Source organism: Streptomyces sp. NPDC101234, from assembly GCF_044767525.1.
Lineage (GTDB): Bacteria > Actinomycetota > Actinomycetes > Streptomycetales > Streptomycetaceae > Streptomyces > Streptomyces sasae.
In genome coordinates this window covers 27,715-47,955 of record NZ_JBIWOA010000047.1, presented here as the reverse complement: position 1 = coordinate 47,955, position 20,241 = coordinate 27,715, and the positions used below count along the sequence as shown (strand labels likewise).

Annotated in this window: 17 protein-coding genes; 1 reads left to right on the top strand and 16 read right to left on the bottom strand. The window is 72.6% G+C overall.

Annotated features, from left to right (window positions below; translation table 11 throughout):
- Window positions 1-2: 2 nt before the first annotated feature.
- The 6 genes from ACIRR9_RS48835 to ACIRR9_RS48810 all read right to left on the bottom strand — a co-directional run bounded on the left by ACIRR9_RS48835 (window position 3) and on the right by ACIRR9_RS48810 (window position 5,598).
- On the bottom strand, window positions 3-776 hold the full coding sequence (locus ACIRR9_RS48835; RefSeq protein ID WP_403766307.1) for a GvpL/GvpF family gas vesicle protein: 774 nt from the start codon (window positions 774-776) through the stop codon (window positions 3-5).
- Window positions 773-1,240, bottom strand: coding sequence for a gas vesicle structural protein GvpA (locus ACIRR9_RS48830; RefSeq protein ID WP_403766304.1), 468 nt, complete (start codon window positions 1,238-1,240; stop codon window positions 773-775). The genes ACIRR9_RS48835 and ACIRR9_RS48830 overlap by 4 nt, the downstream gene beginning before the upstream one ends.
- A gap of 52 nt (window positions 1,241-1,292) precedes the next feature.
- Window positions 1,293-1,649, bottom strand: coding sequence for a gas vesicle protein (locus ACIRR9_RS48825; protein WP_403766301.1), 357 nt, complete (start codon window positions 1,647-1,649; stop codon window positions 1,293-1,295).
- Window positions 1,650-1,893: 244 nt separating this feature from the next.
- Window positions 1,894-3,741, bottom strand: a complete 1,848-nt coding sequence (locus ACIRR9_RS48820) for a transketolase (RefSeq protein ID WP_403766298.1) — start codon at window positions 3,739-3,741, stop codon at window positions 1,894-1,896.
- Complete coding sequence (locus tag ACIRR9_RS48815) at window positions 3,738-5,081, bottom strand: NAD(P)/FAD-dependent oxidoreductase (protein WP_403766295.1); 1,344 nt, start codon at window positions 5,079-5,081, stop codon at window positions 3,738-3,740. Before ACIRR9_RS48815 ends, ACIRR9_RS48820 begins: the two co-directional genes overlap by 4 nt.
- An 82-nt stretch (window positions 5,082-5,163) precedes the next feature.
- Window positions 5,164-5,598 carry a phage holin family protein gene (locus ACIRR9_RS48810; protein ID WP_403766292.1) on the bottom strand — a complete coding sequence of 145 codons (435 nt, stop codon included), beginning with the start codon at window positions 5,596-5,598 and terminating at the stop codon, window positions 5,164-5,166.
- Between the two features lie 123 nt (window positions 5,599-5,721).
- Between ACIRR9_RS48810 and ACIRR9_RS48805 the strand changes: the two genes are divergently transcribed.
- Entirely contained in the window at window positions 5,722-6,072 is a 351-nt protein-coding gene (locus tag ACIRR9_RS48805; protein ID WP_316782001.1) for a VOC family protein, read from the top strand.
- A 24-nt stretch (window positions 6,073-6,096) separates the two neighbouring features.
- Here ACIRR9_RS48805 and ACIRR9_RS48800 read toward each other — a convergent pair whose 3' ends face one another.
- The 10 genes from ACIRR9_RS48800 to ACIRR9_RS48755 form a co-directional block, all read right to left on the bottom strand.
- Window positions 6,097-8,013 carry a DUF5107 domain-containing protein gene (locus tag ACIRR9_RS48800; protein WP_403766289.1) on the bottom strand — a complete coding sequence of 639 codons (1,917 nt, stop codon included), beginning with the start codon at window positions 8,011-8,013 and terminating at the stop codon, window positions 6,097-6,099.
- Between the two features lie 87 nt (window positions 8,014-8,100).
- Complete coding sequence (locus ACIRR9_RS48795; RefSeq protein WP_403766286.1) at window positions 8,101-8,655, bottom strand: GNAT family N-acetyltransferase; 555 nt, start codon at window positions 8,653-8,655, stop codon at window positions 8,101-8,103.
- Window positions 8,656-8,729: 74 nt separating this feature from the next.
- Window positions 8,730-9,653: an LD-carboxypeptidase gene (locus ACIRR9_RS48790; RefSeq protein WP_403766283.1), complete on the bottom strand. Its 924-nt coding sequence runs from the start codon at window positions 9,651-9,653 to the stop codon at window positions 8,730-8,732.
- Window positions 9,650-11,578, bottom strand: coding sequence for a prolyl oligopeptidase family serine peptidase (locus ACIRR9_RS48785; RefSeq protein ID WP_403766280.1), 1,929 nt, complete (start codon window positions 11,576-11,578; stop codon window positions 9,650-9,652). Before ACIRR9_RS48785 ends, ACIRR9_RS48790 begins: the two co-directional genes overlap by 4 nt.
- A 32-nt stretch (window positions 11,579-11,610) precedes the next feature.
- Complete coding sequence (locus ACIRR9_RS48780; RefSeq protein ID WP_403766277.1) at window positions 11,611-12,915, bottom strand: M20/M25/M40 family metallo-hydrolase; 1,305 nt, start codon at window positions 12,913-12,915, stop codon at window positions 11,611-11,613.
- The gene (locus ACIRR9_RS48775; protein ID WP_384575128.1) at window positions 12,908-13,741 is read right to left on the bottom strand and encodes a M55 family metallopeptidase; all 834 of its coding nucleotides are present in this window, start codon (window positions 13,739-13,741) and stop codon (window positions 12,908-12,910) included. The genes ACIRR9_RS48780 and ACIRR9_RS48775 overlap by 8 nt, the downstream gene beginning before the upstream one ends.
- Before the next feature lie 11 nt (window positions 13,742-13,752).
- On the bottom strand, window positions 13,753-14,058 hold the full coding sequence (locus ACIRR9_RS48770) for a hypothetical protein (RefSeq protein ID WP_403766273.1): 306 nt from the start codon (window positions 14,056-14,058) through the stop codon (window positions 13,753-13,755).
- A gap of 239 nt (window positions 14,059-14,297) precedes the next feature.
- Window positions 14,298-15,023, bottom strand: a complete 726-nt coding sequence (locus ACIRR9_RS48765) for a class I SAM-dependent methyltransferase (protein ID WP_403766270.1) — start codon at window positions 15,021-15,023, stop codon at window positions 14,298-14,300.
- Window positions 15,024-15,159: 136 nt separating this feature from the next.
- Entirely contained in the window at window positions 15,160-17,607 is a 2,448-nt protein-coding gene (locus tag ACIRR9_RS48760; protein ID WP_403766267.1) for a SpoIIE family protein phosphatase, read from the bottom strand.
- Window positions 17,608-17,780: 173 nt separating this feature from the next.
- Window positions 17,781-20,201: an MFS transporter gene (locus ACIRR9_RS48755; protein ID WP_403766264.1), complete on the bottom strand. Its 2,421-nt coding sequence runs from the start codon at window positions 20,199-20,201 to the stop codon at window positions 17,781-17,783.
- Window positions 20,202-20,241: the final 40 nt, after the last annotated feature.

The window sequence follows — 20,241 nt, the reverse complement described above, 5'->3', positions numbered from 1 at the left end:
CTCTACTCCTGACCGCCCCGCACCCCGCCGACGACGCTTCCCGCGGGCTCGGCGGGGCCCGGTTCGACGAAGCTGTACGGCGGGAGCGGGCCGTTGACGCTCAGTTCCAGGTGCGGATGGCTGCCGCGCAGCCGCTCGACGCCGGCCAGGAACGCCATGACGGAGCCCTGGTCCACGAGGAACGACACATTGGCGAGCCAGCCGGTGGACTCGGGTCCCACGCTCACGGCCGCCGCCTCCGGTTCCAGTGTCTGCCGGATCTCGACCGCGTCCTCGGCCTCACGAACCCGTACGGCGCCCACGACCATCTCGCCGAGCCGCAGCCGGTCCTCGTAACTGCCGCCGCCGGCCTGCCGGTTGGCCTCGGTGAGGGCGCGCAGCTCCGCGTTCTCGGACATCACCCGGTGCAGTACGGCCGCCTCGACATGGCCGGCCTTGACGTTGTACTCGACCTTGCCGTCGAGGGTGCGCAACCGCTCCCGGTAGTGATCCGCGCGTTCGGCGAGGACCCCGGTGACGGTGCAGTCGTCCGGGGCGACGCTGCCGAACCGCATGGGCAGGACACAGCCGCCGCCCCCGGCCTCCGCCAGCACGTTCTGGTGGGCCAGGAGATCCCGGCGTTTGGGCCGGAGCCCTTCGGGGGCCTCACTGACCAGTGCGGCCAGTTCGCCTTCCGTGAGCACCCGCACCCGGCGCGGCGGATCGCCGACGCCGCCCATGCCCTCGGGCAGGTCGGGGTGCGCGGCGGCCGTGATGCCGTAGACGTACGTACTCACTCCTGCTCCTCCCTCTCCTTGCGGCGGGCCGAGGCCGGCCTACGGGGGCGCGGCCTGGACTCGGTCTCGCCCGAACCCGCGTCCGATCCCGAACCCGAGCCCGAGTGCTCGTCGCGTGCCTGCTGGAAGGCGTCCGAGATCGTCTGGGCGGCGCCGGACAGCGCGCCCTTCGACTTGCCGCGGGCGCCGGACTCCGTGACCTCGCCGACGATGTCGGGCAGGCCGGGGGTCTTGTGCGGACCCGACTCCAGGTCGAGCCGGTTGCAGGCCTCGGCGAAGCGCAGATACGTGTCGACGCTGGCGACGACGACCCGTATGTCGATCTTCAGGATCTCGATGCCGACCAGGGAGACCCGCACGAACGCGTCGATGACCAGTCCTCGGTCGAGGACGAGTTCGAGCACGTCGTAGAGACTGCCGCTGCTGACGCCCCCGCCGGTCTGCTGTGCCGGTACAACGGTCATGCCGGTCCGACCTCCTTGCCGTGGGATGTGTGGACGGGCACGGGCGGGCGGCCTAGTGACCGCCGGGCCTGTGTGGGTCGGCGCGGCCGCGTTCGTAGCGGCATACGCGCCGGTAGCCGGTGAGCTGTCCCCCGGGGTCGAGGTCGACCCGGTAGCTGCCCATCAGGCTCATCGTGTCGGGCACCCTGGGGAGTTCGAGGACCTCGATCTCCAGCGCCCAGCCGTCCTCGGTCTGCTCGAAGGACGACACGGTCTCGGCGGCCATTCCGGTGAGCTCGGCGAGTTGGGTGCGCGCCTGGCGCAGCACCTCCATGGAGCTCGGCCGGTCATGTGCCGTGCCTGGTCCGTCGTCGTGTTCGCGGTCTTGCCGTGAACCCTGCGTCCGGGACGTGTCTCTTGCGTTCCTCATGGCCACCTCGCAGTCCGAGTGGCCGAACGAAAAGCAGTCAAACACGAATATTTCGGATATCACGCAGCGCGTCGGACCGACACCGGACGGGAAGGGGCCGGCTCCGGTAACGACCGGTCGGGGCAGGTGGGGCGAGAAGGGCCTGTGGGTCTGGAGGGGTCAGTGGTTTCGGAGGGGCTGGCGGGGCTGGCGGGGTCGGTGGGACGTGAGGGTCAGCGTCGGCCCGTCCGCACCTTGCCGCCGGTCACCGCACGATCGCCTCCTCCACCAGCAGCCGGCCGGCCGCGGCGATCGCCTCGGCGTCGATGCCCGCGGCGTGCAGTTGCTGGTCGGGCGCGGCCGAGCCCGGCATGGTGCGTACGGCGAGCCGGACCAGGCGCGGTACGGGCCTGCCGTCGGCGAACGCCTCCGCGACCGCGTCGCCGAGGCCGCCCTCCTCGTGGTGGTCCTCGACCGTGAGCAGACAGCCGGTGTCCTCGGCGGCCCGGTGCAGTGTGTGCCGGTCGACGGGCTTCACGGAGTACAGGTCGACGACCCGGATCCGGATGTCGTCCTCGGCGAGCGCGTCGGCGGCCTTCAGCGCCTCGTGCAGGGTGACTCCGGCGGCGATCACGGTGAGCCGGTCCTCGTCGGAGGAGCGCAGCACCTTGCTGCCGCCGACCGGGAACTCCTCGTCCGGGCCGTAGATCACCGGGGTCGCCCCGCGCGAGGTGCGCAGATACCGGATGCCGTCGAGCCCGGCCATCGTCGCGACGAGCCTGGCGGTCTGGTTGGCGTCGCACGGGTAGAGCACGGTCGAGCCGTACACGGAGCGGAACATGGCCAGGTCCTCCAGGCCCATCTGGGAGGGCCCGTCCTGCCCGATGGAGACGCCCGCGTGCGAGCCGACCAGGTTGATGCCGCTGCCGCTGACGGAGGCCATGCGCACGAAGTCGTGGGCCCGGGTGAGGAAGGCGGCGAAGGTGGCGGCGTACGGCACCCAGCCGCGCGTGGCCATGCCGACGGCGGCGGCGACCAGTTGCTGCTCGGCGATGTAGAACTCGAAGTAGCGGTCGGGGTGTTCCTTCCCGAAGAGCTCGGTCCGGGTGGAGTCGCCGACCTCGCCGTCCAGGGCGACGACATCGGCACGGGCGGTGCCGAGCGCGACGAGCGCCTTGCCGAAGGAGTCGCGGGTGGGGACCTGATCGCCCCTGTCGTAGCGCGGGAGTTCGAGCGGTCCGGTGGGCACGGAGTGCAGTGCGCGCGCCGCCGGCGGCTCCTTCACATGGACCCGCAGATCGCGGATTCCGCCGAGTTCGGCGACGGCCTCCTCGGGATCGGGCAGCGGTTTGCCGTGCATGCCCTCCCGGTCCTCGACGGAGGCGACGCCCCGGCCCTTGCGGGTACGGGCGAGGATCACGGTGGGCTGTCCGGGGCTGGAAGCGGCCTCGCCGTAGGCCCGGTCGACGGCGTCCACGTCGTGGCCGTCGATCTCCACGGTGTGCCAGCCGAAGGCCCGGAAGCGGCGGGCGTAGGCGTCGAGGTCGTGACCGTGCCGGGTGGGGCCGCGCTGGCCGAGCCGGTTGACGTCCACGATCATGGTGAGGTTGTCGAGATGCTCGTAGCCGGCGTGTTCGGCGGCCTCCCACACGGAACCCTCCGCCAACTCGCTGTCCCCGCACACCACCCAGACCCGGTAGCGGCCGTGTTCCAGCCGTTTCCCGGACAGCGCGATTCCGACGCCGACCGGCAGGCCCTGCCCGAGGGACCCGGTGGCGGTCTCGACCCACGGCAGCCGGCGCGGGGTGGGGTGCCCCTCCAGATGGCTGCCGAGCCTGCGGAAGGTGAGCAGTTCGGCGTCGTCGATGGCGCCCACCGCCTTGTACGCGGCGTACAGCAGCGGCGAGGCATGGCCCTTGGAGAGGACGAAGCGGTCGTTGCCGGGGTGGGTGGGCCGCTCGAAGTCGTAGCGCAGATGGTGGGCGAGCAGGACCGCCATCAGATCGGCGGCGGACATCGACGACGTCGGATGCCCGGACTCGGCCGCGGCGGCCGCCCGCACGCTGTCCACACGCAACTGCTGGGCCAGTTCGACGAGTTCGGCGGTGTTCATGAGGCTCCTTCCGGTGGAGCGTCCGTAACGGATTCGGGGGCCTTCGGCAGTTCCGGCGAGGCCGTGTCCAGGGGCACCGACCAGGACCGCACAAGGCCCAACTGGACGCCCTGGCGCGGCAGTACGGCGTTCAGCAGCCAGTCGGCGGCGACCCGGACCCGGCCCGCGGGCATCGCCGCCAGGTGATAGCCGCGGGTCACCAGTTGGGCGGGCGGGCCGGACAGGGGTACCCCTAGTGGGTCGGCGGCGGCCTGGACGCCGCCGAGGTCGACGACGAACCCCAGGTCGCGGTGGCGGTAGCGGCGCATGGTCCCGCCGAGACCGAGCGAGGCGGCCACGTTCTCGCCGGCCACCCGGCCCTGCCGCCAGGCGTGCTGGGCGGTCATCGGCGTGAACGCGCCGGGGTTCACCAGGTCGGGCACCGCGGCCGCGTCCCCGCAGGCGAAGGCGTCGGGGCAGCCGGGGACCCGGAGATACGGATCGACGATCAGCCGCCCCTTCTCCAGCGGCCGCCCGGTGTCCTCGACGAGTGGATCGGGCCGCACCCCGACGCACCACACCAGGGTCCGCGACGCGATGAACTCCCCGTCGGAGAGCAGCACCCCGTCGCGGGTCGCCTCCCGCACGGAGGTCCCCGTACGCACCTCGACCCCGCGCCGGCGCAGCACCCTGTCGGCCGTACGGGACAGCCTCTCGTCCATCCCTGGCAGCACCCGGGGCGCCACGTCCAGCAGCAGCCAGCGTGGCCGCACCCCGTACGGCAGGCGGTTGCGGCGGGCCAGTTCGACGGTGAGCATCCGCATCTGGGCGGCGACCTCGGTCCCGGTGTACCCGGCGCCGACGACGACGAAGGTGCACCGTGCGGCGGCGGTACCCGGATCCTCGGCGACGGCGGCCAGCTCGATCTGGCGGATCACATGATCACGCAGATAGAGCGCCTCGGGCAGTCCCCGGAAGCCGTGCGCGTGCTCCGCGACACCTGGGACGGGCAACAGCTTGTTGACACTTCCGACACAGAGCACCAGCCGTTCGTAGCCGAGGCCGCGGCCGGCGCCCTCGGGGTCGGTGTAGTGCACGCGCTGCCCGTCGAGGTCGACCCGGTCCGCCTCCCCGAGCACGGCCCGCACCCCGTCCAGGGCGCCGGAAAGGGGCACGGCGATCCGCCGGGGGTCGAGAATCCCGGCGGCGACCTGGGGCAGCAGGGGCAGATACAGAAAGTGGTCGGTGGGGTTCAGCAGGGTGACGTCGGCACGGTCCCGGGCAAGCCGGGAAAGGGTACGGGCCGCGCGATACCCGGCGAACCCGGCGCCGACGATGACGATCCGGGGTCGACGACTCACGGTACGCCTCCGGCAGTACGACGAGGTCCTCCCACGTAACCGTAGGCAATACTCCGAAACGCCGCCTGCTGAAAGCGCCCCGTCAGCTCCGGTGATGAGGCGCCTCCGGATCCGTGCCCGGCCGAACCGGCGGAGCCCCCGGCGTGGGCGGATACGGCAGCCCCAGCCCGCTCGGCGGACCCGCGGGCGCCGTCCCTCCGACGACCCGGTGCGGAGCATGCGGCCTGCTGGGCCGGGCAGCCTCCCTCAGGGCGTAGGCGACCACCGCCAGTATCACCGCGGTGACCAGCGCCGCGGCCCACCCCGGCAGCACGTGGGCCCACGCCAGCACCACGGCCAGCGCCACCGCGCCCCCGGCGTACAGGGCGACCGCGCCCGAGGCCGCGTACAGAGTCGCCGCCCGCCGCCGCTTCCGGCTCTGCTCGCGCAGCTCGTCCCGTACGGTCTCGCGCGCGACCTGGGCCAGCTCGTCGACGAGGGCCTTGTCCAGATGCTCCAGATGATCAAGGTGTTCCATGGCGCCCGAGTACCCGGACACGGATTGCCGTAACGGATTGCCGTAACAGACCGCCGTAACGGACCGCAACGGGAGATCACCGGAGGCGGCGTCATCTCGGCCCGCGCCAACTAGGCTCGTCGCATGGAGATTCTGGGCGCCTCCCTGCGCATCTGCGTCGACGACCTCGATACCGCGATCCCGTTCTACGAACGCCTCTCCGGCGGCAGAGCCCTCCGTTTCGAACGCGGCGGCGTCCAGGTCGCCGCGGTCGGCTCCTTCCTTCTGATGAGCGGCCCGGAGGCTGAGCTGGAGGTACTGCGCAAGGTGGCCGCGACGATCGCGGTGAAGGACGTCGAGGCGGCCCACCGGCTGCTCGGCGATCTCGGCGCGACGATCATCGCGGGACCGGTGCCGACGCCGGTGGGCCGCAACCTGCTCGCGATGCACCCCGACGGCTCGATCTTCGAGTACGTCGACCAGCACCAGGACTGATCCCCGGCCGCCGCCCCTGGCAAGTCAGGGGCCGGGCGGCCGCATCCGGAAGTCGTACCGGCCGGGCAGCGGCTCGTCACCGAGCCGCTCCCACAACCGGTCGACGGCGTCCGCGCCCTCCCGCAGATCGGCGACCTCGAACCCGTCGTCGAACACGGACCGGGCCGCCGCCCGCCGTCCCTCCGCTAGCCGCAGCTCCGCCTCCAGGAGCCGGAAGCGGCCCCGCTGCCGGGTCGCCGGCAGCAGCGCCTCCCACACGGTGCGGGCGTCCTCGACCCGCCGTACCTGCAGCAGCGCTTCGAGGGCCTCGCGGCCGAGCGCGGCCGAGGCCGCCGTCCATGCCTCGCCGTCGTCGCGCCGCTCCCGGCACAGGTCGTCGAAGGCGTCGGCGTAGCGTTCGGCGGCCCGCTCATGGTGCCCGTACTCCTGGTCGGCGACCGCGAGACAGCGCAGCAACGGCCACAGGGACGGGGCGAGTTGGAGGGCGCGCTCCCAGCTGCGGACGGCCTGGGCGCGGTCGCCGGCGTGCCACTGGGCGATGCCGAGGTGGTACTCGGTGTGCGGGGTCGCGGGTGCCGTCTCCAGCATGTCCCGCCAGTGCGGGGCGACCAGGGTCGGTCCGGGCGGCCTTACCCGGCGAGGTTCGGGCAGGGTACCGGTGCGCAACAGCTCCGCCCACGGTGCCTGCTCCTCGCCGAGCAGGGTCGCGGGGAACGGTGTGCCGGGCAACTTCCAGTCGGCGCGCAGCACTTCGAGGGCGCCCCAGCCGGATCCGGTGGCGAGGAGTGCGCCGGGTTCGGCGTCGGCGTACGGCTGCCAGGCGGCCCGTGCGGCCTCGAACTCGGCACGAGGCAGGACGAGTTCGAGTTCGTCCTCGGTGTTCTCCGGCGACGCCGTGAGCGGTCCGTACGCCTCCAGCCAGGACACCTCGCTCTCCGCCTCCAGCCGGACGTGCTCCAGCTGGGTGCGGGCCAGCCCGGCCTGGATCTCGCGGTAGCCGCCGCTGCCGGGTGCGCCGAGCCACTCCTGCCAGCGCCGGCCACCGGGTCCCGAGCCCCACACGAACTGTTTCCGGCCGCGCAGTTCGTCGGTCGAGGTCTGCGCCAGCCCGTGGCCGTCTACGTCCAGCGCGGCGATCCAGCGGCGCCGCCCGTCCGGGATGTCGTAGAACCAGTCGGTCGCGTAAGGGCGTTGGGCGTCGTGCGCCGGAGCGGGAACCCGCCGCAGCCGCCGCTCGGACCCGAACTCCCAGGCCTCCTCGGCCGGAACGACGACCCGGCGGTCCTCCGGTACGGCCGTGCTGGACCACCAGTAGAGCGGCACCGCACGTTCGTGCGGGTTGCGGACGCGGACGCCGGCGTGGAGGAAGTCGGAGCCGTCCGGGAGCCAGAGGTCGACCTGGAAGGACAGGTCGCGCAGCCGCTCCCACTCCCAGAGGCGGAGCATCTCCCCGCCGTCGGGGGCGGGGACGCGGGCCGCGTGGAGGGGAGCGCAGGACAGGGTGGTGTGGCCGGTGGCGCCGATGTTCCATTCGATGCCACCGGCGTACCAGGCACCGTTGAGAGCGAGGTTGGCGGGCTGGAACACCGGGTTGCGGTAGAGAAGTTCGCGGCCGGTGGGCAGATGGAGCAGGGAGGCGACGCGGCCGCCGAGGCCGGGCAGGACGGTGGCGCGCAGCCGGTCGTTCTCGATCACGATCGCGTCGACGGTACGGGGTTCGCGGGATCTGCCGTAGCCGTCGCGGATCCGCACCGGGAGGAGGCTGTGCAGGGGTTCGTAGCCGATCTGCCGGGCCATGTCCCGCGGCAGGTCCTCCCGGTCGCGGTCGTCGACCCGGTGTGTCTCGTCCAGGGGGCGGAGCGGGGGCAGCGGATTGTCCGGGCCCAACTCCGCCGCGGGCAGGGTCAGTACCTCACGTCGGATCCTTGTCACGATCGCCATGGAACCCGGCGCGGGGTGAGCTGGCCAGGGGATGTGCGGGTCAGGATTCCGCAAAGGCCGGGGTGCAGCCGGCGGTGCGCCCGGGGCTCAGCCGCCGGTGCGCATCTCCGCCGTGATCGCCCACCGCTCGTGGTCCCGCCAGGCCCCGTCGATGTAGATCATGTTCGGCGAGAAGCCCTCCAGCCGGAACCCGGCGCCGCGTGCGAGCGCGATGGACGCGGCGTTGCCGGGCTGTGCGTTGATCTCCAGCCGGTGCAGTCGCATCGGTCCGAAGGCATGGTCGACGACCAGGCCCATCGCCTCCCGCATCAGCCCGCGCCCCGCCGCGTGCGCGAACACGCCATAGCCGAGGGCACCGCACTGGAAGCCGCCCTCGACGATGTTGTTGATGCTGATGAACCCGGCGATCGCCCCGTCCGCATCCTTCTCGCAGACCAGGAACCCGGCCTTGCTGCGGTCCTCGATCAGCCGCCCCGCGTAGCCGGCGTAGGCCGCGTCCGTGGTGGGCGGGAACAGCCAGGGCTGGTGGAGGTCCTTGCTCTCCCTGGCCCGGGCGATGAACTCGGCCCCGTCCTCGTAGGTGTAATGGCGGATGCCCACGCGGGGGCCCTCGGCGAGATAGCGGGAAGCGATGTGCGGCATCCGGCCACCCTACGCCGGGCCGACGACGGCGGCGCTTGAAACAGCACCTCGGGCGGGCTCAGCGCAGGAGGGGCTCAGCGCAGGGCGGGCTCCAGCAGGGTGAGCGTGCCCGTGTCCGCGTCCAGCTCCGCGGTGACCCCCAGCGGCATGGTCAGGGCTCCCTCGCAGTGCCCGAACCCGAACTCCTCCACCACCGGCACCCCGAGCCCGCCGAGCCGGTCGGCGAGCACCGCCCGCACCCTCTCGTACGGCCCGCACCGGTCCCAGGAGCCGAGCAGGATCCCGGCGACACCGTCGAGCCAGCCGGACCGCAGCAGCTGGGTGATGCTCCGGTCGAGGCTGTACGGCGCCTCGCCCACGTCTTCGAGCAGGAGCAGTCCGCCGCGGGCACCGGGGTGGGTGTGCGGGGTGCCGCGGCCGGTCGCGAGCAACGTCAGGCAGCCGCCGACCGTGACGCCGCGGGCCCGGCCCGGTACCAGGGCGGTGCCCCGGCCGGTGATCGTGCGGACCGTCTCCGGGGCGAACAGGGTGGCCCGCAGGTGCTCCTGCGCCTCGGTGCTCTTGACGAAGTCGGCGCCCGCGGCGACCGGCCCGTACAGGGTGGCGAGCCCGAGCCGGGTCGCGAACGCCTCGTGCAGCACGGTCGCGTCGCTGAAGCCGACGAACGCCTTCGGCCCGGCCGCCCGCATCGCCTCCCAGTCGAGGAGGTCGACGAGACGCTGTGCGCCGTAGCCGCCGCGGGCGCACAGCACGGCCGACACGGCCGGATCGCACCAGGCCCGCTGGAGATCGGCCGCCCGGTCGGCGTCGGAGCCCGCGAGGTACCGCAGGTCTCCGTCCTCGGCGAGCACATGGGGTGCCACCACCGGGTCGAGGTCCCAGCCGCGCAGGATGTCGAGGCCCGCCTGGAGCCGCTCCTCCACCACCGGCCCGCTCGGCGCCACGACGGCGATCCGGGCTCCGGCGGTCAGCCGCGCCGGCCGTGTCGGTCGGTTCACTTCACCAGCTCCAGCTCGGGGATTCCGGGCACCTCCAGCCCGAACACCTGAGCGTACAAGGCGAGCTCCGCCTCCAGCGCGCGGACCAGGGTCTCGGCACGGCGGAAACCATGGCCCTCGCCCTCGAAGGTGAGGTAGGCGTGCGGGACGCGCCGTCCGTCGAGCCGGGCGAGGAGGCGCTCGCACTGCACGGGCGGGCAGATCACGTCGTCCAGTCCCTGGAGCAGCAGGAACGGCGCGGTGAGCCGGTCGGCGTGCTCGACCGGCGACCGCTCCTTGTAGCGGTCGGGCACCTCGGCGAGCGGCCCGATCAGGGATTCCAGGTAGTGCGACTCGAAGTCGTGGGTCGCCCCCGGGCCCCAGTTGGAGAGGTCCAGCACCGGGTAGGAGATGGCGCCGCAGGCGTAGACGTCGGTGCCGGTCAGGGAGGCGGCGGCGGTCCAGCCGCCGGCGCTGCCGCCCCGGATCGCCAGCCGGGCGCGGTCGGCGGTGCCCTCCTCGGCGAGGGCGAGCGCGACGGCCGCGCAGTCCTCGACGTCGACCACGCCCCACTGCCCGCGCAGCCGGTTGCGGTACTCCCGGCCGTACCCGGTCGAGCCGCCGTAGTTGACCTCGGCGACCCCGATGCCCCGGGATGTGAAGTAGGCGATGGCCAGGTCGAGGACGAGGGGCGCCCGGCCGGTGGGACCGCCGTGCGCCCACACGACGTACGGCGGCAGCTCACCGTCGGGTGCGGTGTGGCCGGGGTGGTGGGGCGGGTAGACGTGGGCGTGCACCTCGCGGCCGCCCGGGCCGCTGAAGGTGCGGACCTGCGGATCGGGGTAGTAGGCCGGGTCGACGGGGTCGCGGTGCGGGGAGCCGACGACGCGGGCGCGGCCGGTGACGGTGTCGAGTTCGACGACCTCGGCCGCGGTGCGCGGGCCGGCGCCGACCGCGACGACTCGGGTGCCGTGGACGGCGAGGGCGGGGGCGAACTCGGTCCACGGTCCGGCGGCGTCGGCGATCTCACCGGATTCCGTGTCCAGTATTCCGAGCGCGGTCGCCCCTCGACCGTGGACGACGGCGATCAGTCCGTTCTCCAGTGGCGCGAACCAGCGCTGGCCGAGCTTCCAGAGCGGCCCGGCGAATTCCTCCGCCCGCGGGCAGAGGGGGTCGCCGTCCCGGTAGAGGTTCCACCAGCCGCTGCGGTCGCTCGCGTACAGCAGACGGTCGTCCGTCGACCATTCGACCTGTGCGACGGACTCCTCCGGCCCGCCCGCGACCGTATGGACCGCGTGCAGTACACCGTCGACACCGATGTCGCCGACCAGCAGTTCCGTGCCGTCCCACGGCATCCGCGGATGGTTCCAGGCGAGCCAGGCGGCCCGCCGGCCGTCGTGCGAGAGCCGGGGTCCGGTGACGAACCGGTGCCGGTCGTCGGTGAGTTCACGTACGGCGGCCCGGTCCTTCGCCGCCGATCCGTCCAGCGGTACGGCGGCGAGCACACGGCGCACATCGCCGGGCCCGTCCCCGGTGAACTCCTCCAGGACGCACCAGACTTCGCCCCGGTCGAGCAGCAACTGGGGGTCGGCCCAGCGTGGTCCGGCCGGAGTGAGCGGGCGCGGCTCGCCGCCGGGCCGGTACGCGTACAGCCGTTGGTCGTCGAAGTGGACGAAGACCAGCAGGGGTTCACCGCCGTCGGCGGGCACGGCACCGGCCCACGGCTGTCCGCCGTACTCCATGACCCGGCTGCGGACGTTCCACGGCGCGGGCAGCACGGACTCCCGGGTGCTGCCGCGCACCAGGGTCCGGCGGCCGCCCTGTGCCGGGCGGGGTTCGGTCCACCAGGTCTCGTCGCCGACGAAGCCCACCCACTCGGGGTTGCCGTCGTGCGCGGCGGCCAGGGCCGCGTCGATGGGCGAGGGCCAGGAACCGTACGCCTTCATCCCCACTATGTCTCCTCTGCCGTCCATACCGTCTATGCCGTGCGCAGGAAGTGGTCCAGGACCCGGACGCCGAAGTGCAGTGCCTCGACGGGGACGCGTTCGTCGACGCCGTGGAACATCGCCTGGTAGTCGAGGCCCTCGGGGAGCCTGAGCGGGGCGAAGCCGTAGCCGGTGATGCCGAGCCGGGAGAACTGCTTGGCGTCGGTGCCGCCGGACATGCAGTACGGCACCACATGCCCTTCGGGCGCGAACTCCTCGACGGCGGCGCGCATCCGGGCGTACGTCGGCGAGTCCAGCGGCGCCTGGAGGGCGACCCCGCGGTGGTGGAACTCCCAGTCGACGTCGGGTCCCGTGAGATGGTCCAGGGTGGCGCGGAACTCGTCCTCGGTGCCGTACAGAAAGCGTCCGTCGACGAAGGCGACGGCCTCGCCGGGGATGACGTTGACCTTGTAACCGGCGTTCAGCATGGTCGGGTTGGCGCTGTTGCGGAGGGTGGCCTCGACCAGCTTGGCGGCCGGGCCGAGCTTGTCCAGGAGCAGGTCCACCTCGCGCAGGTCGGGGGCGATGCCGTAGAGGGCGGCGAGTTCGGTGAGGGCGGCACGGACCGTGGGGGTGAGGCGGAGCGGCCACCGGTGCTCGCCGATGCGGGTGACGGCGGCGGCGATACGGGTGACCGCGTTCTCGTTGTTCACCTTGGAGCCGTGGCCGGCGCGGCCGCGCGCGGTGAGCTTCAGCCAGCCGGTGCCGCGCTCTCCTGCGGCGATGGGATAGATGTGGCGTCCGCTGCCGTCGTGGAAGGTGAAGGCGCCCGACTCGCCGACGCCCTCGGTGCAGCCCTCGAACAGTTCGGGGTGGTGGTCGGCGAGGAACCCGGAGCCGTCCACCGCGCTGTCCTCCTCGTCGGCGGTGAACGCGACGACGATGTCCCGGCGCGGGCGCAGCCCTTGGCGGGCCCAGGTCCGCACCACCGCCAGGATCATCGCGTCCATGTTCTTCATGTCGACGGCGCCCCGGCCCCACACGACCCCGTCGCGGATCTCCCCGGAGAACGGGGGGACGCTCCAGTCGGCGGCCTGGGCCGGCACCACGTCGAGGTGGCCGTGGACAAGGAGCGCGTCGGCGGCCGGGTCGGTGCCCTCGATACGGGCGACGACGTTGGTGCGCCCCTCGGTCCGCTCCAGGAGGATCGGCTCCAGGCCGGCCCCGGCGAGCTGCTCCGCCGCGTACTCGGCGGCGGGCCGCTCCCGGCAGTCGCCGCCGCCGCGGTTGCTGGTGTCGATCCGGATCAGTTCGGAGGTGAACCGGACGACCTCGTCCAGTGCCTGCTCGTCAGCCATACTGCTCCTCCACCGCGGACGAGACGATCGTGGTGACCGCCTTGAAGGTGCGGATGCCGTCGTACATGGTCGCTTCGGTGTACGCCACCTTCCGCTCGCCGATCCGTTCGACGCCGGGGACGACGGTGGCGGAGAGGGCGAGGTGCTCGGCGTCGAACTCCAGGGCGATCGTGAAGGGTCCGCCGGTCACGGGTGTGTGCCGTACCGCGAGGCGGGCGGCGTCCTTAGCGGCGGAACGGATGTCGGCGGCGGTCCTGGCCGGGGTACGGCAGACGGCCGCGTACCGCGACACATGGTCCTTGACGGCGACCTTGAGGGCCTCGGGCGCATAGCCGAGGGCGTCCTCGCAGGCCAGGTCGTCGCCGGTGAAGAGGACGACGGGCACGCCGTACTCGGCGACGACGTGTGCGTTGAGCAGGCCCTCGCTGGCGCGGACGTCGTTGAGCCAGACGCCTGTGATGGAGTTGGCGAGGTAGGTGTGGGCGAGGACGCCCTCCATGCCGGCGCCGGTGTGGTAGCCGACGAAGGCGATGCCGTCGATGTCACCGTGCTGGACGCCCTCGACCATGGAGAGGGACTTGTGGCGGCCGGTGAGCAGCTCGGCGCGTTCGTCGAGCTGCTCCAGGAGCAGGTTGCGCATGCTCCAGTGGGCCTCGTTGATGACGACCTCGTCGGCGCCGCCGTCGTAGAAACCGAGGACGGCGGCGTTGACGTCGGAGGTGAACATCGACCGGCACCGCTCCCACTGCGGCGTCCCGGGCAGCACGTCGCCGGGCCAGGTCACCCCGGTGGCGCCTTCCATGTCGGCGCTGATGAGGATCTTCATGGGGCTTCACGTTACGCGCCGACGAGGGAACTTCCTACGAAGCGGAGATCCCACACATGCTCCGCGACCGGTCCGCCCGGACCGCGCCCGCCGTCACGACCGCGGCCCCGGCGTCCTGCCCGGCCTGCCTCCCGGTACCGGACCCGAGCGCCGAAGCGGACGCCACGCGCCTCGGCGACCTGGCCCAGCCCGGCGTCCTGGTCCCGCTCCGCCAGGGCGATGTCGCCAAGTCCGCGCAGGGCTGCCGCCAGGCACGCGGTCCGGCCGATGCCCCGCACCCCCACCGGCCGCCCGTGCAGTCCTGCGCGTCGGATCACCCATCGTGCGCTCCTCGCTCAACGGCCGGTCCTCGGCGCGGGGCCGGCGACGAGGCCGCAGTGGCGACGGCGGTTCACCGCGCGCTCATCGCGGGCTCACCGGAACGCGGAGCCCTACCGGCCGCCGTGGGGCGCCATGGGTTCGGGTGGTCGGCGACGGGGGGCTGCCGCGGTCGCCTTCGCTCGGTAGGTCGCGGAGCCGGGCGGGGGGCGCCCGGCTCCGTGTCGTTCGGGTCCGGTCAGTTCTCCCGGCCCGCCAGCAGCCATGTGGACGGCAGCACGATCCGTTCGCCGTCCGGGGCGAACTCGGTCGTCGTCAGCGGGAGTTGGCCGCTCGCGAGGACGGTGAGGCCGGCGTTGCGGAGGTATTCGGGGATCGCGTCGTCGGCGACCTCGCCGGGGGCGATGCCGTGGCGGAAGACCGGGGCGAGCTTGGCCGGCGGGCCGGAGGGGCTCTGGGCGAGGCCACCGAGGATGGGGCGGGCGGCTTCGGAGAGTTCGACGAGGAAGGCCCGGCCGCGGCTGCCGACGAGGGTGGCGATGGCGTCGGTCATCGGCTGCCGGTCGTCGGGTTCGCACTGGTGCAGGACGCCCCGCATATAGACGTTGGCGTCGCCGAGTTCCGCGTGCAGGGCCTCGGCCTCGCTCTTCTCGGCGCCGTCGAGCACCCGGTAGTGGGCCTGTCCGGCGGGATCGGCGTGCCGGGCGTGTTCCACGGCGGCCTCGGCTATGTCGACGCCCAGGACGCGCGGGAACCGCTGGGCGAGGAAACGGGTCTGGGTGCCGTTGCCGCAGCCCAGGTCGACCATCGGCAGGCCGGGATCGGTGAGACGGGATTCGAAGAGGGAGACATGGACGGCGGCGGTCACGCCCGGTTCGGCGTCCCAGAACACCGCCCCCTGTTCGTCGGGCGCCTCGCGCCAGAAGCCCTCCCAGGCATGCCGGTACCGACTCGTCACGCTCATGGCCAACTCCCCAGGGTGAAACCGCAGATGACCGTCGTGAGTGACGGGCGAGTACGGTCTACCGTGCGCCGGTTACGGCCACAAGCGCCCGGCGCGTTCCTTCACTCCACATTCGACGGAACGCGCGCCCCCGTGGTCAGCGGCGCCGTGCGGTGAGCTCGAACCACACCGTTTTCCCGGCGGCCGTACGGCTGGTGCCCCATTCCCGGGCGAGGGTGCTGACGACCCGCAGTCCGCGTCCGGTGTCGTCGCCGGGGCCCGTGCTGAGCAGGGTCGGCAGGGTGTGGTCGTCGTCATCGACCTCGCACAGCAGGGTCTCCCCGCGGATCAGCCGCAGTTGGACCGGACGGCTGTGGGAGTGCCGGATCGCGTTGGTGACGAGTTCGCTGACCATGAGTTCGGTGGGGTCGGCGAGCTTGGCCAGACCCCAGCCGTGGAGCTGTTCGCGGACGGCGGCGCGGGCGCGGCGGACCTCGGCGGGGTCGAGGGCGAGCCGCCACTCGGCGACATCGTCGGGTTCGATGCCGTTGAGGCGGGCCATCAGCAGGGCGACGTCGTCCTTGCGGCCGCCGCGGGTGTTGAGGGCACGGATGATGGTGTCGCAGGCGTCGTCCATGGAGGCGGCCGGGTGGGCGGCGGACTCGCAGAGGGTGGCCAGGCCGACGCCGATGTCCACCCCGCGCATCTCGACCAGGCCGTCGGTGCACATCACCAGCCGGTCACCGGGTTCGACACGCACCCGCAGCGACTCGAAGGCGACGCCGCCGACACCTATGGGCGCACCGGTGGGGAGGTCGAGGAGTTCACTGCGGCCGTCGACGGCGCGCACCAGCACCGGAGGGATGTGGCCCGCGTTGGCGAGGTGCAGTTCGCCCTCGATCGGGTCGTAGACGGCGTAGAGGCAGGTGGCGAGGTAGCCGTCGCCGAGTCGCTGGGCCAGGTCGTCAAGATTGCGCAGGAGTTGGGCAGGGGGCAGGTCCATGGCCGCCATCGTCTGGACGGCGGTGCGCAACTGGCCCATCATCGCGGCAGAGTTGAGGCCGTGGCCCATGACGTCGCCGACGACCAGGGCGGTGCGGGCGCCCGGGAGTTTCACGGAGTCGAACCAGTCGCCGCCGACCCGGCCGAGGAGCGTGCCCGGCAGATAGCGGGTGGCGATGTCGCAGCCCGCCATGCGCGGCGGGATGTGCGGCAGCATGCTGTCCTGGAGGGTCTCGGCGACGCTCTCCTGGAAGGTGTACATGCGGGCGTTGTCGAGCACGAGCCCGGCCCGGGCGGCGAGTTCGGCGCCGGTGACCCGGTCCATGTCGTTGAACAGCTCGCGCTCGGGGTGGCGCAGCAGGATCATGAAGCCGAGTACGACGTTGCGTGCCTTGAGCGGGACGACCAGCATCGAGCGGCCGGTGATCAGCGGCCTGATGTCGCGCTTCTCGAACTGGGAGGCGATGGCGTGGCCCATCTCCTCGCTGATGCGCGGCACGAGGACCGGGTCACCGGTGGTCATGCACTGGAAGAACGGGGTGTGGGCCGGGAACGGCATGGCCTCGCCGACCGGGACGACGTCGTCCCAGCGGCCGGGTTCGTCGGTGTGTTCGAGGGCGACCCGGTGCCACATGGTGGTGGTGTCGGGCACGCCGTCCGGGAACCCCTCGCCGGCGACGACCTGTTCACGCAGGTAGGTGCCGGCGACGTCGGTGAAGCGGGGTACGACGGCTCTGCTGACCTCGATGATGGTCCGGGAGAGGTCGAGCGAGGTGCCGATCTTCCCGCTGACCTCGTTGAGGAATTCGAGGCGCTCACGGACGGCCGTGTACTCCAGGTCCTCGCGCTCGTCGTCGGCGAGTTCTTCGGGCAGCGGCAGTCCCCGGGCCGCGGCGAGGGCGGCGCGTTCGCGGCGGGCCTTGCGTTCGGTGCGGCGGGTGACACCCCAGTCGGGGGTGACGGGGACCCGGTCGTTCTGGCTGAACTCCAGGATCGGATAGCCGAGTTCCAGGACCTGGGCGACGATCCGGGCGCCTTCGTCCACGCTCATGCTGGGCAGGATGTCGGGCAGCCTACGGGCCAGCTCCTCGGCGCCGGGGAAGTCGGTGTGCAGGGCGAATCCGGGGGCGATGCGCTCGAAGGCGATGCCCTCGTCGCGCTCGGCCTGGCGCAGCCGCTCGGCGTCTGCGGCGAGTACGAGCAGCCTCTCGCTGCCCGGGCCGACCAGCGGATACGCCCACCACAGCACATCGGTGCGGCCGTGGTCGGGCACGGTGAGCCGGGCGCGGCCGGCGGCGGGGAAGTTCAGTCGTCCGTCGAGGGAGGACTCCAGGTCGGGGCCGAGTCCGTCGTATGCCGCGTAGGCCCCGTAAGGGGTGATCTCGTCGTCCTCGGGGAGGGCGCCGGAGACGGGCAGCAGGTCGAGGACCGAGCGGCCGATCGCCTCCTCCTTGGCGGCGCCGAAGAGCCGTCGGGCACCGGAGCTCCAGTGGGAGACGTGGCCGTCACGGTCGACGACGACCACGGCCAGCGGGATACGGCCCGCCGCCCCGTCGCCGGCACCGAGGCCGGGAGGTGCGTCCCGCTCGCTGCCATGCTCCATGGCCCAGGCCCCTCTCCCCACGGCTCCGCAAAAGATCTGTGCCGCCCGCCACTACCGTACGGTGGCGGCCGGTTGCGATGTGTGGCAATCCTGGAATTGGTTTCACCGAATCGCGCCAACGCGCAGGTCCGCGCCTTCGGGCGGTGCGCGGACCGGTCCGGCCGCGTCGGCGCTCAGTCCTCGTGCCCGAGTTGGAGATCGCGTTCGGTGCGGCCGCCGCCCGCGACCTGGAGGACCGTGGCGACCGGCGGGTAGCCGGAGGCGATGACGGTGTACTCGCCGGAGGAGAGGTCGACGAACCGGAACGTTCCGTCGGGTCCGGTGGTGAGGGTGTCCACGACGTTCCCGGCCGCGTCGAGCAGGGTGACGCGCGCGTCCTGCACCGGCCGCCCGCCGCCGGCCCGGACGGTGCCCTTCAGCACGGCGCCGCCCGCGAGTTCGACGTCCTGCCGGGTCTCCCGGGCGGCCTGGACGGTGACCGGGATGGCGGCGGGGCGGAAGGCGGGGGCGCTGGCGGCGAGGGTGTACTCGCCGGCCACCAGCTCGGTGATGACATAGCCGCCCTCGCGCCCGCTGCGCACACTGGCGACGACCTCGCCGTGCACGTTGGTGAGGGTGACGGTGGCGTCCCACACCGGCGAGCCGTCGGCGGTGAGGACACTGCCCGCGAGGCGCCCGGCGCCGCCGAGGACGACGTCCAGCTCGACGGGCCGCTCGCCGACGGTCACGGTGACGGCCTGCGGCTGATGGCCGCCGGCGGCGGCGATCAGGACGTACGCCCCTGAGCCGGGCGTGGCCAGGGCGTACCGTCCGTCCTCGCCGCTGGCGCCCCGGCCGATCTGCCGGCCGACGGAGTCGATGAGGGTGAGCGCGGCGCGGGGCACCACGGTCCCGTCCGGGTGCTGGACCGTGCCGCAGACGGGGATCCCGGCGCCCGGGCGGGGCGGGACGGGGGTCGCGCCGGCCGACGGCTGGGGGCGGGCCTGCGGGATCGGGGCGGTCACGGACGCGGGCTCCGGTTCGGCGGTGTAGTGGGACACCAGCGGTTTCTCCTTGAGGAAGCAGGCGACGATCAGGCCGAGGACCAGCACCGGGACCAGGTAGAGGAAGATCCGGGGCATCGCGTCGGCGTAGGCGCGGATGTACGCGTCGCGCAGTGCCGGGGGCAGCGCGTGGACGAGCTGCGGGGTGAGGGATTCGGGGTCGGGCAGGCGGCTGCCGGTGCGGGCGGGGAGCTGTCGGTGCAGGGCGTCGGCGAGCCGGTCGGCGAACAGGGTGCCAAAGACCGCGGCGCCGACGCTGCCGCCGATCTGCCGGAAGTAGTTGTTGGCGCTGGTGGCGGTGCCGAGGTCGGCGGGCCGTACGGAGTTCTGCACGGCGAGGACCAGCACCGGCATCACCATGCCGATCCCGGCGCCGAGGACAGCCATCCAGATGCTGTACTGCCAGCGCGGGGTGCCGACTTCGAGCCGGGAGAGGAGCCACATGCCGACGACCGACAGTACCCCGCCGAGCACCGGGTAGATCCGGTAGCGCCCGGTGCGGCTGATGAGCTGTCCCGCGACGACCGAGGCGCCGACGATCCCGCCCATCATGGGCAGCATCAGCAGCCCGGACCCGGTGGCCGAGGCGCCGTCGACCATCTGCAGGAAGGTCGGCAGATAGCTGGCGGCGCCGAACAGGGCGACGCCGACGACCAGTCCGACCAGACCGGTCACGTCGAAGACGGGGTCCCGGAACAGCCGGAGCGGGATGAGGGGTTCGACCGCGTGGCGCTCGACGAGGAGGAACAGCCCGGTGGCGGCCAGCGCCCCCGCGCCGAGCCCGAGGACGACGTGCGAGCCCCATGCGTACTCGGTCCCGCCCCAACTGGTCAGCAGGACGAGGCAGGTGGAGACGGTGGCGAGCAACAGCGCGCCCAGCACGTCGAAACGGCCGCGGGCCGGGGGCTTCGGCAGCTTCAGTACGACGGTGATGACGGCCAGCGTGACCAGGCCGAAGGGGACGTTGACGTAGAAGCACCAGCGCCACGAGAGGTGATCGGTGAAATAGCCGCCGAGCAGGGGTCCGGCGACGGAGGCGAGACCGAAGGCGGCGCCGATCAGGCCCATGAACCGGCCGCGCTGCCGTGGCGGCACGATGTCGGCGATGATCGCCTGCACACCGATCATCAACCCGCCGGCGCCGACGCCCTGTACGGCCCGGAAGGCGATCAACTGGTCCATCGTCTGCGCCCGTCCGGAGAGCGCGGAGCCGACCGCGAAGACGAGGATCGCGAACTGGAAGACACCCTTGCGGCCGATGAGGTCGCCGAGTTTGCCGTAGACGGGGAGGCCCACGGTGGCGGTGAGCAGATAGGCGGTGATCGCCCAGGACATCCTGTCGAGGCCGTGCAGTTCACCGACGATCTTCGGCAGCGCGGTGGCGACGATCATCTGGTCCAGCGCGGCGAGGAGCAGGGCGAGCATCAGCCCGCCGAACACCAACCAGGTGCGGCGCGGCCCGAGTCCGGACGCCGGGGCGGGTTCCGGCACGGGGGCGTCCGAAGGCGCCATGGCCGGTTCCTCGTACTGCACCAGTGTCGTTCCGCCCACGTACCGCTCCCCTCGTCGCACCTGCGCACAATTCCCGCCG

Coding starts and splice junctions, on each gene's coding strand:
- ACIRR9_RS48830 (WP_403766304.1), bottom strand. CDS start 1,240: ATGACCGTTGTACCGGCACAGCAGACCGGCGGGGGCGTCAGCAGCGGC.
- ACIRR9_RS48825 (WP_403766301.1), bottom strand. CDS start 1,649: ATGAGGAACGCAAGAGACACGTCCCGGACGCAGGGTTCACGGCAAGAC.
- ACIRR9_RS48820 (WP_403766298.1), bottom strand. CDS start 3,741: ATGAACACCGCCGAACTCGTCGAACTGGCCCAGCAGTTGCGTGTGGAC.
- ACIRR9_RS48810 (WP_403766292.1), bottom strand. CDS start 5,598: ATGGAACACCTTGATCATCTGGAGCATCTGGACAAGGCCCTCGTCGAC.
- ACIRR9_RS48805 (WP_316782001.1), top strand. CDS start 5,722: ATGGAGATTCTGGGCGCCTCCCTGCGCATCTGCGTCGACGACCTCGAT.
- ACIRR9_RS48800 (WP_403766289.1), bottom strand. CDS start 8,013: ATGGCGATCGTGACAAGGATCCGACGTGAGGTACTGACCCTGCCCGCG.
- ACIRR9_RS48795 (WP_403766286.1), bottom strand. CDS start 8,655: ATGCCGCACATCGCTTCCCGCTATCTCGCCGAGGGCCCCCGCGTGGGC.
- ACIRR9_RS48785 (WP_403766280.1), bottom strand. CDS start 11,578: ATGAAGGCGTACGGTTCCTGGCCCTCGCCCATCGACGCGGCCCTGGCC.
- ACIRR9_RS48780 (WP_403766277.1), bottom strand. CDS start 12,915: ATGGCTGACGAGCAGGCACTGGACGAGGTCGTCCGGTTCACCTCCGAA.
- ACIRR9_RS48775 (WP_384575128.1), bottom strand. CDS start 13,741: ATGAAGATCCTCATCAGCGCCGACATGGAAGGCGCCACCGGGGTGACC.
- ACIRR9_RS48765 (WP_403766270.1), bottom strand. CDS start 15,023: ATGAGCGTGACGAGTCGGTACCGGCATGCCTGGGAGGGCTTCTGGCGC.
- ACIRR9_RS48760 (WP_403766267.1), bottom strand. CDS start 17,607: ATGGAGCATGGCAGCGAGCGGGACGCACCTCCCGGCCTCGGTGCCGGC.